Annotated in this window: 14 protein-coding genes; 1 reads left to right on the top strand and 13 read right to left on the bottom strand. The window is 33.0% G+C overall.

Going from position 1 to position 12,833, the window contains the following annotated elements; genetic code table 11:
• Positions 1 to 254: 254 nt before the first annotated feature.
• From AC0ONG_RS28185 to AC0ONG_RS28170, 4 genes are all read right to left on the bottom strand, one after another.
• Positions 255 to 587 (bottom strand): hypothetical protein, encoded by a 333-nt coding sequence (locus tag AC0ONG_RS28185; RefSeq protein ID WP_144514403.1) that lies wholly within the window; start codon positions 585 to 587, stop codon positions 255 to 257.
• 648 nt (positions 588 to 1,235) lie between these two features.
• The gene (locus AC0ONG_RS28180) at positions 1,236 to 1,553 is read right to left on the bottom strand and encodes an LCI fold-containing protein (RefSeq protein ID WP_144514404.1); all 318 of its coding nucleotides are present in this window, start codon (positions 1,551 to 1,553) and stop codon (positions 1,236 to 1,238) included.
• 306 nt (positions 1,554 to 1,859) lie between these two features.
• Positions 1,860 to 2,099 carry a DNA-binding protein gene (locus tag AC0ONG_RS28175; protein WP_474204996.1) on the bottom strand — a complete coding sequence of 80 codons (240 nt, stop codon included), beginning with the start codon at positions 2,097 to 2,099 and terminating at the stop codon, positions 1,860 to 1,862.
• A gap of 16 nt (positions 2,100 to 2,115) precedes the next feature.
• Positions 2,116 to 2,316: a hypothetical protein gene (locus AC0ONG_RS28170; RefSeq protein ID WP_098033803.1), complete on the bottom strand. Its 201-nt coding sequence runs from the start codon at positions 2,314 to 2,316 to the stop codon at positions 2,116 to 2,118.
• A gap of 1,949 nt (positions 2,317 to 4,265) precedes the next feature.
• Between AC0ONG_RS28170 and AC0ONG_RS28165 the strand changes: the two genes are divergently transcribed.
• Positions 4,266 to 4,430 carry a hypothetical protein gene (locus tag AC0ONG_RS28165; protein WP_176546534.1) on the top strand — a complete coding sequence of 55 codons (165 nt, stop codon included), beginning with the start codon at positions 4,266 to 4,268 and terminating at the stop codon, positions 4,428 to 4,430.
• 673 nt (positions 4,431 to 5,103) lie between these two features.
• Here AC0ONG_RS28165 and AC0ONG_RS28160 read toward each other — a convergent pair.
• The 9 genes from AC0ONG_RS28160 to AC0ONG_RS28120 form a co-directional block, all read right to left on the bottom strand.
• Entirely contained in the window at positions 5,104 to 5,679 is a 576-nt protein-coding gene (locus AC0ONG_RS28160; protein ID WP_474204993.1) for a hypothetical protein, read from the bottom strand.
• 346 nt (positions 5,680 to 6,025) lie between these two features.
• Positions 6,026 to 7,162: an IS200/IS605 family element RNA-guided endonuclease TnpB gene (tnpB, locus tag AC0ONG_RS28155; RefSeq protein ID WP_474204991.1), complete on the bottom strand. Its 1,137-nt coding sequence runs from the start codon at positions 7,160 to 7,162 to the stop codon at positions 6,026 to 6,028.
• 231 nt (positions 7,163 to 7,393) lie between these two features.
• On the bottom strand, positions 7,394 to 8,449 hold the full coding sequence (locus AC0ONG_RS28150) for an N-acetylmuramoyl-L-alanine amidase (protein WP_098438180.1): 1,056 nt from the start codon (positions 8,447 to 8,449) through the stop codon (positions 7,394 to 7,396).
• Positions 8,446 to 8,685: a holin gene (locus AC0ONG_RS28145; RefSeq protein WP_098438179.1), complete on the bottom strand. Its 240-nt coding sequence runs from the start codon at positions 8,683 to 8,685 to the stop codon at positions 8,446 to 8,448. The genes AC0ONG_RS28150 and AC0ONG_RS28145 overlap by 4 nt, the downstream gene beginning before the upstream one ends.
• Entirely contained in the window at positions 8,685 to 8,921 is a 237-nt protein-coding gene (locus AC0ONG_RS28140) for a hemolysin XhlA family protein (protein ID WP_000377825.1), read from the bottom strand. The genes AC0ONG_RS28145 and AC0ONG_RS28140 overlap by 1 nt, the downstream gene beginning before the upstream one ends.
• A gap of 69 nt (positions 8,922 to 8,990) precedes the next feature.
• Entirely contained in the window at positions 8,991 to 9,887 is an 897-nt protein-coding gene (locus AC0ONG_RS28135; RefSeq protein WP_144514406.1) for a peptidoglycan recognition protein family protein, read from the bottom strand.
• 275 nt (positions 9,888 to 10,162) lie between these two features.
• Complete coding sequence (locus AC0ONG_RS28130; protein ID WP_144514407.1) at positions 10,163 to 11,005, bottom strand: M23 family metallopeptidase; 843 nt, start codon at positions 11,003 to 11,005, stop codon at positions 10,163 to 10,165.
• Positions 11,006 to 11,127: 122 nt separating this feature from the next.
• The gene (locus tag AC0ONG_RS28125) at positions 11,128 to 12,114 is read right to left on the bottom strand and encodes a lysozyme family protein (RefSeq protein ID WP_144514408.1); all 987 of its coding nucleotides are present in this window, start codon (positions 12,112 to 12,114) and stop codon (positions 11,128 to 11,130) included.
• Positions 12,115 to 12,350: 236 nt separating this feature from the next.
• Complete coding sequence (locus tag AC0ONG_RS28120; RefSeq protein ID WP_000460733.1) at positions 12,351 to 12,737, bottom strand: hypothetical protein; 387 nt, start codon at positions 12,735 to 12,737, stop codon at positions 12,351 to 12,353.
• Positions 12,738 to 12,833 lie beyond the last annotated feature (96 nt).

The following is a 12,833-nucleotide window of genomic DNA, read 5'->3' as shown; positions in this document are numbered from 1 at the left end:
TCCATAAAATAAAATGAAAAAATACATTATTTTTTCTTATAAAAGAAAAGCAAAGAATAAACTTTAATATGTATTAATCCAAACAAGAGAAGATGATTCATGTGAAACAATTTACTAAATTTCCGCTGACATTTTTAGTTATGTTCCTAGCCAATTTAGCGAACTATTATTTTATCCTATTTATGTAATAATAAAAGCCTTCCTAATTATAGGAAGGCAACGTTCTAAAATGAAAACCTATATTTGATTAATAATTAAATTACCTCAAACTGATAATATACACTTTTCCCATTTTCCCTAGTTACTTTAACTTCAGCAAACCCTTTGCCAATGACATCCATCCTAACCATTCCATCGTCTTGTAATGTAACTTTTACAACTTTTTCTCCATCTTTTATTGTATGCTTTGCTGCAACTCCTTCCTCAACTCTAGATTGACCAACACGCCAACAGTCACTGCACTTTTTTTGGCCCTTAGATATCATTTCATTTTTTACATGTACACTGTTAGTAGATGCATCAGCAATACCATTTGTACTCAACAAAATTAAGGAAGTTACTAAACCTATTCCCAGTTTCTTTAACATTATTTCATCCCTCCTGTGTTAATTCATACTTTTATATTAAACTGAGATTCTTTCGGGTAACTTTCATTTACCTTACAATAACCTTAAATACCTTTCTGTAGATAATGAATTCTTTGGAAGAAAGAATTCACATATACATCAACTTAAAAGTTGTAAAAGGATCTCAAGGCAAAAAATTATAAACCTTCACTTGAGGATATCAATTTTCTCATTTTAGGTATTTCGTTTATTATCTTGATAGCAATGTGGAGACATATTAGGCTTTAGAAACCTTATCTTTTCCGTCTATTACGCTGACCTTTCCTTAACGACATACAAGACATCTAGTGTTAAAGTCATCTCTTATTTCCTTTACCAATGTCCATTTGGTCCAAAATAAAAAGTTCACCAATTAAGGCGAACTTTTTATGTACTATTGCTGCGAGTTTCGTTCACATCATTCTGTCCGTTATTTGAAAAACAAAGAAGTTTTCATGATATATAATATGTATCTCTAAAAATAATGTGCTTATACCCAATTTCTTTTTAGGTGTTAAATTTGATAATTATTGTGTAATTTCTACATAACAAAGAAAAAACACCCATTACGGATGCTATTCTTTAATTAATACCTTTCTTGCTGTATTTCCTTTATAGGGGTATCTTTGATTATTTCTTTTTTCCCTCGTAGCATCCAATGGACTTATGAGCCCCAGTTCCTTTAAAGTACCAAGTGATTCCTGTTTCTGGATCAGTAAAAGAGTTAGTGAAAATCCCATTTTCATTTATCATTGACATTCTATAGGGAGCATTACTAGTAAGTCTAGGACAACTAGTATGATATTCATAGATGTCATAAGATGAAAACTGTGGTGAATCAAGTTTTTTATTAGTATGATCAACTGTAGATGTTGCAACTGAGGCCCTCATACCCCCTGTTAATACAAAACCAGTTGCTAATGCTCCCACTACTAATTTCTTGAACATAAAAATTCAACCTTTAATAGTTTTATAACTGTAACAATATTTACATTACAGTAAATATTTATAATATACATAAAATTTAATTTAATTATTATGAATATTAGGAACTCATTTTCTCAATGCAAGAAAATAAATTCTAATATATAAAGACCTTTCTGTAAATTCAAGATAATCCATGCTATTTTAACTCTATTAAAAAAGGAGCCACTCAAAGTTGAGCCGCCCCCCTTTTTATTTCACATATACATTTCAAAAAATATTCCTCAGAGTTTTAGAATTGCAAATAACTACATTAATTAAACGAATACATTATTCAAACGGACGATATTTCTTTCTTAATACTGCCAGTTCTTCACTTAATTTTTCCACATCTGATCTCCAAAACAAACTTATATTTTTCATTTGTTTTAATGGGGTAATCCGTTCCTTCTTAACTAATACATTTAACCTAGCGCGATTTACATTCATTATTTCCATTGCTTCTGATGTTGTCAAAATATAATCATTTACAAATTTTTCAATATCCTCTTTACTTTTTAATTCATACATGCTTAATCCCTCGCTTTTATAATCGTTCATTTATAATTGTCGTAACTATATTAAGTAGTGTGACTACTGCAAAAAAGATAGTTGATATAATAAAAACATAATCTATTGTTTTTAAATCGTTCCAATCAATAACAAATACAAAAACCATTGCAAATAAAAGCACAGGTCCTATCGAACTTTTAAAAATCCCCCAGAGTTTATCTTTTAAATTTTCCATCTCTATGCCCCACATGATTCATGCATACCGAATCATTCCTTTCTATAAGGTATAATCCCAAAAAACTAAATAGTTTTAAGAAATGTTATATTTACATTGTTTAAAACCAAGTTGTAACTGCATATATAATTAAAGAAAGGGCCATGATAGCTCCAACAACTATCACAATTAGTCCTATACACCCCAAAAGAATTTGAAATAGATAGTATGCTCCAATTATAATCACGAAGATCAGCGCTAAAAGTGCAAGTATCTGCAACATTATTGTTTTAAAAAAGATTAGTCCTATAATAATTACAGCTATTATGGCAAAAATCCTCATATCGAAAAAATGACCTCCAATTTTCAATAACCATATAGAGCACAGACTTTGCTGCCCTAAAATCATAGTAAATTATTTTATTTGTATATCAATTATACTTTATGTTATGATATAACAGTTGTTAAATTAAGTAAAGTTATTGCATTTTCCCATCTTAATACTTTATAATGAAAACAACGATTAAGCGAAGTAAAGACAGGAGCTGTTTTTCGGGAGACGCTCACCTAAATAAAAAACCGATATAGATCAAATTCAGCGGAGTTCTTTTCTGTTTCACCTCCGTAATTATATAAATTAAAAGAACAGGCACATATTCAGCGAAGTTCTTACCCATTCACCTTCGTAATCATACAAATTAAAAGAATGGTGATTAAATTTGGTGTAGCTCTACCGTAGTGAGTATATAAAAAACTGCCTGCAAAATCTTAGACATATGTCTAAGATTTTGCAGGCAGTTTTTCTGTAAAGAAATATAATTTATATTAAACCAATAACTAAAACTTGGTTTTATGAGGATGTTTTCAGTTTGATCACACTAAGTTTAGACTTCTTGAATTTGAAAGTATAAACTTAAAAAAAACGCCCAATTCAAGATGTTTTTTCCATGTTTATATCAATTTTTTAAACATGGCCATGTTCAGGTAAAGGTTTGAACATGTTTTCCATATGGATTGGCCCTACATTATCAGCTAATGAAGACGAAATTTCTTTATAAATTAAAGAAGGAAGATTTATTATAGTATTTTAACTTAATATACAAAAACAATATTAGTACACCTATGATACTCTAAATTGTCACATGTATATTTTCAAAAACTCTTTTTTTATCACCCTGTTTTAACTCCCTCCCCAGCCCCCTACATTGTAATATTAATAATCTAGTCTCTGCACATATCTTTTTTTGTAGAAAAACTATAGTATAATAAATAACCAGAAGATCTATTTCTAGATTATCCCTATTTATGTGCCTTTCAGTTCATTTTCTGCTATTAGTTCCTTTGTTACATACATCAAATACATAATGACTGGGAGAATTAGATAACTAACAGTTTTACCTTTATCAGTAATAGGATGCCTTTCTTCGACTAGAACGACTTTTATTATTAACAGAGTTCCCCTAGATCAAATGTAACAATTTATGAGTAGAAGAATATTTTCTGAACTTTAATGTAATGTAAAATTAGTAAAAAACGTATTTCATGAAAAAATGTTAACTAATAAAGAATTAGAAGTGATTATGTGAATAAATTATTACTATCATGTTTATTAGTTGCATTCTGTCTAAATACCGCAGGATGTTCTAATGATATGACTATACTAAAGGATAGTTCTAAACCTTCAACACCTACGAAGGTTAAATGCATTAATAAAGCGTGGTACAAAAAATATATACCATGTAATAGTTTATGATAGAGGTCATAAGGCGAAATCATTATATATTAATCATGCTATAAACATGTTGGAATTAATTGTTCTAAATCTACCTAAAAAGACTATCAATAATGGTGGTCTTGTTTATATTGGTGAGATTGTACTAGTATGATAGAATAGATTTAACTTTATGACGTAGGGTGGTTGGTTGCTGTCCTTTCTCTTTTTTTATGTAGAGGGAAAGGAGGTGACTCCTATGATGGAATATTTACTGTCTTTGCTACAGGATTTGCTGAAAGTATTTTTGATAATTCTTGTTACCGGTTATGGAAACAAACTGGTGAGTAATATTAGCAAAAAACGTCAAAGAACCTCCCTACGCCGTCGGAAGCAAAAGGGAAGTTCTAGAAAAAGAAGATAACTTTATTTAGTAACTACCCGCCTTACGGCAACAGTTACCTGAAGAGATGTATCGAGTATCTCTTCTTTTATTATATACCCAAGATATTACTGTAATACTACTGTAGTAATAATTATAACAAATGAACATAAAAAATCAATGAGTAATGGACAAAAGAAAAGACACCCTAAGGTGCCTTCCTCTTACTTATGAATCAAATTTATATTTTGTTCACTTTATTCAGTATGGTGATGATGGCCTTTGTATAGCAATAGAACCAAATCACGCTATAAGCATTAGCGGACATCAAAACATTCAAAATCGGTCTTTTATGTCCGCTAATACTTAACGTAAGTTTTGGTTCCGTTGCTACACAGACGACTATATCCTCTCTACTGACTGTGGTTGCATTTTCAAACAACAAAATTATAAAATCTATTTATATAATCTTAATGATTTAAATTCCTCGTATTCCCTCATTCTCTTGTAAAATATCGCTTTCTTCATGCCAGCCTTATCCATGTACTCAACAGCGTTGATCTTTCCTACCTTCCATTCCTTACTATCCTCTTGCATGTACCAAACATTAGAATTGAAACCTTTGAGATTACTGTTCCCTTAACTACAAAGAAAACGCTAAACTTCATATATACTTCTGAGGATGTTATGTAATACTAATTGGTTTTTATGATAATTATTCGTAAGTGGATAATTCACTACGCGCCTCTTCTATTGTATCCCTAGCAATTCTTAACGATTTTAAACATTTGTCTAATTTCGCTAAATCTGTTTGGCTCGCAGCATCTCCATAGTTGTCTATAACAAATTGCAAGTTATCCATCGCCTTTAAAATAGATGAATGTAGACCCTTTAATTCTGTTGGGGGTTCTACATATCGTACACTTGAGATGAGATAAGACATTTTATAGAAAACATCGCCTACTTCTGAAACCCACGATTTGTTTATAGTACCCTTAATTTCTGCATCAGCCTCTAAAATTCTAAATCGGGTCGCCACATCAGATAGGTCCTTTAAATAATCATCCATTACCCATGCATAATGCTGCTTGTCTAAATGTTTATAATCACTTGTTTCGGCTCCTTGCTTTACTTCTTTTTGATTTCCTATATTTTTTTTATCCGCAGTGAATTCCTCAACTGCTGCTGTAATGGTTTTTATACCTTTTTTGCTACCAACAAGAGCGTCGATAGTTAAAATACTACAGATAAAAATCACAAACATGGCAATCCACTTAGCGCATTTCAGCATAAAAAAACTCCTTACTTAATATATTTCTCCTAAATTATAATACAGGATTAACGTTCATTATAAACAACATGTCTCTTTACCTAATACCTTACCTTCTGTTTTTCCAAAATCGACATCTTTAAGTAAATCTATATCATGTCAAAAACGATGTTTAAATATTGTATCATTAAATTAAAATATAACACTATAATATTTTCCTATCAAGAATATTTTTCCAAACCAAAATCATTCATAGACTCTTCTTTTCACCATTAAACCTAATTTATACATATTGAACTACCCCCACTTTCACTTCGTTTAGAAGTGAGGGATTCCTAAGTAAAGAGTTCTATCGAACTCTAATTGATTAGGCTAACCCCGCAGTCCTTGCGGTTAGAAGCCTTATCGCTTCATTCTTTAGATTGATACTTGCGTTAATATCTCTATCATGATGTGTTTGACAAGAAGAACAGTCCCATTCACGTAGGTTGAGATTTTTAACGTCTTTATTTTGATACCCACAACAAGAACATATTTGGCTGGAAGCAAATGTTTTCGATACGACAATGACTTGTTTGCCATACCATTTTGCTTTGTATTCTAACATGGATCGAAATTGCGACCAAGATACCTCACTAATTGCTTTTGCTAACTTATAATTCTTTAACATATTCGATACTTGCAAATCCTCTATACCGATAACATCGTGGTTTTTGATGATTTCAATTGAAATTTTGTCCAAGTAATCTTTTCTAGCATTGGATATGTATTCATGAATTCTAGCTACCTTTACTCGTTGTTTATTCCAGCGAGAAGATCCTTTCATTCTTCTAGAAAGCACACGCTGTGCTTTCGCCAACTTATCTTCTAATGATCGGAAAAACTTCGGATTTTCATAGTGGGTTCCATCTGACAAAATAGCGAAATCTTTTAGTCCTACATCTATTCCAATGTAAGAACTTGTTTTCGGAAGTTCTTGTACTTCTGTTTCAACTAATAGTGACACAAAATATCTACCAGAAAGGTTCCGTCTAACCGTAGCATTTACAATACGCCCCTCTACTTCGCGACTTTTGGCAAATCGAACAAGACCTAGTTTCGGCAACTTTATTTTGTTCCCTACAACGGCAATGTTTTCATTTGTTTGTTTTGTAGTATAAGATTGTACGTTGTTCTTCTTAGATTTAAAGCGCGGTGCGCTGTTTTGTTTTTTGAAAAAGCGTGTATAAGCATCCGCAAGGTTGCGAACAGACGACTGAATCGCAATACTATCCACTTCTTTTAGCCAAACAAGCTCTTTCTTCATGGCAGGTAGTTTGGCAGAGCATGTACCATAGGTCAAGCCTTTTCCTGTCTCTTTGTATGCTTGATTCCATAAGGATAGGAAATAATTGAATACAAAGCGAGAACATCCAATCGTTTTGATGATTAGAATTGCTTGTGCCTGATTTGGATAGATACGAAACTTATAGGCTTTATTCATGATTATTTGATTCACCTCCATTTCGGTATATGACTATTATACACCAAACGTACATTCGATAGGTAGTCGAGTAACACTTTCTGTATGTCGAACAATTAAGATGGCTTCCTGCCATCCCTTGTTCGAAGCCAATTCATCTCCCACCTACTCACTGGGCTGTGACCCTTCACGCTCCTTGAGGAAGGAGTCTTCTTGGCTAAAATAATAAATAAAAAAAAGAGGATCGCCCCATACTAGAGCAGATCCTCTCTTTCACTTCACATACACATAGGCTTCGTTTGCTGTTATATAATATGTTTTACCTTTACTATTGTGCACTCTATATTGTGGTGAATTATTTACAATTACCTTTGTATCAATAATGAATCCTAAACCCATATCTACAGTACCGGCAACATCTTTATCTTGCCAAGATGGAGAATCATAGAAACGTAAATTATTTACTTTTGAAATAACTCTTTTACCAATTACTGTAGCAGGTTCATTGCCTTGGCAACGAATATATGAAGAATCATAATAAATCCATTGGTTACCACCAAAATGTAACCAGTTCCCTAATTTATTCCATACTTTATAAGCCTCACCTTTTTGTAGCTTACGAATAACACTATTTTCTGTTGATGGTCCAGAGCGGAGATTTACATTGTATTCTTCAATATATGCAATACCATTCGACTCTACTGTACCAGGTATTTCATCTGTTTTTTGTGGTTTGGTATCCACTGTAACCGTGCTCCCATTATAAACCTTTAACACGTCTGCTCGGAACTTAGCCTCAGATACGCCATGACTACGAAGATAATCCAGTGGATCTTCATGGTCTGTCCCGCCTAATTTATAAGTAATATCCCTATGGGTCCATAATCCTTTAGAGGGATGAATATTTCGTTCTCGCAAGATTTCCCCAATTAATTCTATATATTTTTCATATGAACGCTTAAATTTTAATGGATCACTTGTCTCACACAATTCAACATGAACAAATCTAGCATTTGCTGCGGGACCTGCCCCCCATGCCTGATGTTTTGTAGATGCAATTTGAATTTTTTCATTCCAATCCACTGCGTAGTGAACAAACGCTGAACGCCATGTGCGAGACTCATATTTTTGAATATTAATTGCTGGCGCCTCTGGGGTAGCTGTAGAATGTGCCACAACACCTTCATAAGCTCCAACACCATAACGGTATGGTTGTTTTGGTAAATCAGGAATAAATAGAATTCTATCAGCAAATACATTTGTTTCAATTGATAACACTAAAATAATAGCAACCACTATGGATAAAACATGCTTGTATTTCTTTTTCATTTTCTAATGGCATCCTTTTTTATAATTTTTGTATGGTCAAATAATCCACTAGCTGACAATCCGATAATCATTCCTTGAAATAAATTCACTTTAATATCTTGAGACAAAAATAAAACACCTAGCGTAATGCCAAGTGTTAAATTAAATAACGGAATATATTTTGTTTGCAGTCCAGTTGTTTTTGCAATTTGTGAAATTCCTACAACAACCCCAATCATTGCCGTAATTTCAATCATTACATACCTCCCCCTTTCAAAAAGAAGGTAAGAGCAGCTCCAATTAGTCCACCAATAATAAGGCGTAGAATCCAAGTTGTATTAGCACTGATTTTGTCTAATTGCTTATTGATATTAATAATATCCTTTTCATTACCTGTCGTCCGCATTTCTAAACTTCTAATCTCTAATCGTATATCCTTAATATCTTGCCTTATTTCCTGAACATCACCCTTCACCTCTTGTAAACTATCCATTTTACCACCTCTTTCCCACTTCTTACTTGATTAAAAATAAAAAGCCACTCATAGAGTAGCTCTTTATTCTCATCGTATGTTAAAATGTTCTTCTTTTACCCATGTGTTTTGTCCAATGTCAATATAACCATCTTTTCTTGCAAAAATTCCATATGGATAAGATCCATCTACGTTTCCTTTATACTTTCCATTCGGGCTATCATATGTGTTAATACCATAACCTGCTGGATATTTTGAGTAAGCATGGAACCACTCTACTTCAAAATGTTCTTCTTTCGCCCATGCTTCCCAACCTAGGCACAACATGTTTTCATTTCCACCATACCAAGCAGCATCTATAATTAAATATGGCATTTTTGTATTAATAACATTACCTGTGAACCAAGCATCTTTTCCAGGGCCACTATATAAATTGATACCCGATCCTTCTGGGTATTTAGACGTTGCAATTCCTAGTCCTTTTGGTTGTAGTGGTTTATTATTATCTTTGTTAAATGCTTTGTTTATCTTCTCAATGAATTGATCCAATCTTCCTTCATCGAGCATTCGGTGTGGGCAATGCTTTCCACTCCACGATTTATGTGTACGTACGTTACTAATCGTTATATTGAATTGTTTCATTAGCTGAGCAATAACAATTGCTGCATTATCTTCTGCTTTATAATATCTATCTCCACCGCTTAAAGAGTAACAAATTTCAACCCCGATAGATTTACGATTACCATCCCCGTTACCATCACCGGCATGCCAAGCATTACGATCAAACGGAATACCTTGCACTGCTTCTTTGTCGTCTACTGCAACGTGAAACGACACTGAATTATTATTTCCAATCATATACGATATCTCATTTTCTGCTGATGCATCATTGTACGTATTATGTACTGTAATGAATTCTGGTGTCATTGTATTGGGACACTTTATACCATATTTACTTGGATCCACTAATTTTCTTCTAATTTCCATTACTGAACATCTCCTTTTTCTTTTATTTTTTATCATGTAAAATTCCATTGAATTATTAAGTCCATCTAGAAATTAAATGCTCATACATGCCGCATTTTATATAATGGGTTATGATCCTCATATTCAAAAAGGAAAAAGAGCAACCTTTTACATCAGTTGCTCTTTCAAAAATTAAACTCTATATTCCGCCCAGCATTTTACAGATATTACTCTCATCTCAAGAGGTATGATAACAAGTTTTTTCATTCTACTTAATACGTGCAGATTTAAAGATATTATCTTACATTAAAATGCTCTTCTTGTACCCATGTATTTTGTCCAATATCGATATAACCATCTTTTCTCGCAAAAACGCCATATGGATAAGATCCATCTACATTTCCTTTATAATTTCCATTTGGACCATCATATGTGTTAATACCATAACCTGCTGGATATTTTGAATAAGCATGGAACCACTCTACTTCAAAGTGCTCTTCTTTCGCCCATGCTTCCCAACCTAGGCACAACATGTTTTCATTTCCACCATACCAAGCAGCATCTATAATTAAATATGGCATTTTGGTATTAATAACATTACCCGTGAACCAAGCATCTTTTCCAGGGCCACTATATAAATTGATACCCGATCCTTCTGGGTATTTAGACGTTGCAATTCCTAGTCCTTTTGGTTGTAGTGGTTTATTAGAAGGATCAGTTGTACCACCACCGTCCCCTTTTCCTAAGTAATCTAATGGATTCACAGCATTACTCTTATTAACGTTCCAAGACCCTTTATGCAATTCAAAATGCAAGTGTTGACCACTAGAATCACCTGTGTTCCCCATAATCCCAATAGTTTGTCCTTGTGTAACATAATCACCTTCTTTTACTGTTCGAGAACCACTACGCATATGGGCATATACCGTTTCCCATGTAATCCCATCAATAGTGTGCACAATCATAATACATTCACCATAACTGGATGAAACATAAGAACGACTAACTCGTCCGCTAGCCGCTGCATAAATTGGATGATAGCCCGATTCAGCAAGGTCTATCCCATGATGATCTGGTCTGCTCCCCCTAAAACCACTTGTTACTCTCGTTGTATCTGTTGGATAAATAAATTTTGCCATAATAATCTTCCTTTCTATTTATAAGTAATATAAAAAGGCACTTAAAAAAGTACCTTTTATAACATATTTTCTTAATGTTTAAATTTAATATTTATAATCAAAGAAAAAGAGATCCTTTGTTATTATCTTACATTAAAATGTTCTTCTTTTACCCATGTATTTTGTCCAATATCGATATAACCATCTTTTCTCGCAAAAACGCCATATGGATAAGATCCATCTACATTTCCTTTATAATTTCCATTTGGACCATCATATGTGTTAATACCATAACCTGCTGGATATTTTGAATAAGCATGGAACCACTCTACTTCAAAGTGTTCTTCTTTCGCCCATGCTTCCCAACCTAAGCAAAGCATATTTTCATTCCCACCATACCAAGCAGCATCTATAATTAAATATGGCATTTTTGTATTAATAACATTACCCGTGAACCAAGCATCTTTTCCAGGGCCACTATATAAATTGATACCCGATCCTTCTGGGTATTTAGACGTTGCAATTCCTAGTCCTTTTGGTTGTAATGGCTTATTATCACCGCCACCATTCCCTCCATCAAAATCTACATATTGCTTAACAATTTCAGAGTAGAAGAAATTCCCTCCATTTTTATATCGGTAACCACCATTATAGGCAACGGCAATAGGTTGACTATACTTGACCATAGCACCAGTTGTATTACCAAGTGATGGCGCAACAACTGTTTTAGAATACAAATCTGCCACCGGTAATGAATGTTGTTTATTATTAGATGCTAACCAACGAAGGTAAGCTCGTCCAAAATTATATGATTGAACAATGGCACTTAAATCTGTAATACCATTTTTCTTCGCATCATCAAAAGCACCCTTTAAATGCTTTACTCCGTAATAAATTGAATCTTTAGGATTTTTAATTGTATTCATCGCCCAACCTTGTGATTCACTGGACTGCATAATATCAGGTGTCGTTTCAGAATTCCCTCCACTCTCCACCATAATAATCCCAAGTACATAGGGAACTAATTCAAACACACCTTGTGCTGAACATTCACTTTCTACCATTGATTGCCAACGTAACACTTGTTGTGGCAGATTCTTTGTTTTAACTGAAGCAGCTAATATACTCATTACTAAATCTCTCCTTATTTTCCTATTATTTTTTCTATAGAACTCTTAATCTACTAATTACATCTAACACTTAAATGAAAAATTTTTTTAAAATTACTTCATGTTGCTCACCTTCTTTCACAACAAAAAGAGCAACCATAAAAATAGTTGCCCTTTCGTCGAAATCTTATATTACTACTATAAATCACTTTTTCAATACTTTCTGTACACTGCATGTATCCTACAAAAAGGTAACATTAAAACCCATCTACAAACTTGACAATCTTTCTTATTTCAGCATGTTTGCGTCGGATATAGCCTGTACTATAATGCAAGTCAAACGCTATTTGTTCTAAGGTCATTCCATCAATATACTTCATTTTGAGTATTTGATGATCTAATCCTGTAAACTTATTAATTAAAATCTTTAAATCAAATACTTCATTCATCTTATGTCCTAATTCATATTCAATAGCTTCAATCCGATCTTCTACTTTAGCCCCTTCCGATTCAGCAGTTAATCGTATATTTTGCAAGTCCCCACTAGTCCAGCGCTTTAATTCTGCTTTTGATTTGTCTAAGTTATATTCTAAATATGCAATTTCTTCTTCTAGTTTCTGATAATCTTTGAGCCAGTCAAACATATAATAATCCCCCTACTTTTCTTTATTTAAATGCTGCTTTTATTTTTATCACCAAAGATAAGCTAACCTCATTATCAATTTAATAAAATTTATAAA

The sequence above is a fragment of the Bacillus sp. TCT6 genome (genome assembly GCF_056033845.1).
Note: the sequence above shows the minus strand (reverse complement) of the source record. Positions and strands in the feature narration are given on the sequence as shown.

Bases quoted from the DNA above. Each gene is read 5' to 3' on its own strand.
- AC0ONG_RS28185 (WP_144514403.1), bottom strand. From the start codon at position 587: ATGTTAAAGAAACTGGGAATAGGTTTAGTAACTTCCTTAATTTTGTTG.
- AC0ONG_RS28180 (WP_144514404.1), bottom strand. From the start codon at position 1,553: ATGTTCAAGAAATTAGTAGTGGGAGCATTAGCAACTGGTTTTGTATTA.
- AC0ONG_RS28175 (WP_474204996.1), bottom strand. From the start codon at position 2,099: ATGTATGAATTAAAAAGTAAAGAGGATATTGAAAAATTTGTAAATGAT.
- AC0ONG_RS28170 (WP_098033803.1), bottom strand. From the start codon at position 2,316: ATGGAAAATTTAAAAGATAAACTCTGGGGGATTTTTAAAAGTTCGATA.
- AC0ONG_RS28165 (WP_176546534.1), top strand. From the start codon at position 4,266: ATGATGGAATATTTACTGTCTTTGCTACAGGATTTGCTGAAAGTATTT.
- AC0ONG_RS28160 (WP_474204993.1), bottom strand. From the start codon at position 5,679: ATGCTGAAATGCGCTAAGTGGATTGCCATGTTTGTGATTTTTATCTGT.
- tnpB (WP_474204991.1), bottom strand. From the start codon at position 7,162: ATGGAGGTGAATCAAATAATCATGAATAAAGCCTATAAGTTTCGTATC.
- AC0ONG_RS28150 (WP_098438180.1), bottom strand. From the start codon at position 8,449: ATGAAAAAGAAATACAAGCATGTTTTATCCATAGTGGTTGCTATTATT.
- AC0ONG_RS28145 (WP_098438179.1), bottom strand. From the start codon at position 8,685: ATGATTGAAATTACGGCAATGATTGGGGTTGTTGTAGGAATTTCACAA.
- AC0ONG_RS28140 (WP_000377825.1), bottom strand. From the start codon at position 8,921: ATGGATAGTTTACAAGAGGTGAAGGGTGATGTTCAGGAAATAAGGCAA.
- AC0ONG_RS28135 (WP_144514406.1), bottom strand. From the start codon at position 9,887: ATGGAAATTAGAAGAAAATTAGTGGATCCAAGTAAATATGGTATAAAG.
- AC0ONG_RS28130 (WP_144514407.1), bottom strand. From the start codon at position 11,005: ATGGCAAAATTTATTTATCCAACAGATACAACGAGAGTAACAAGTGGT.
- AC0ONG_RS28125 (WP_144514408.1), bottom strand. From the start codon at position 12,114: ATGAGTATATTAGCTGCTTCAGTTAAAACAAAGAATCTGCCACAACAA.
- AC0ONG_RS28120 (WP_000460733.1), bottom strand. From the start codon at position 12,737: ATGTTTGACTGGCTCAAAGATTATCAGAAACTAGAAGAAGAAATTGCA.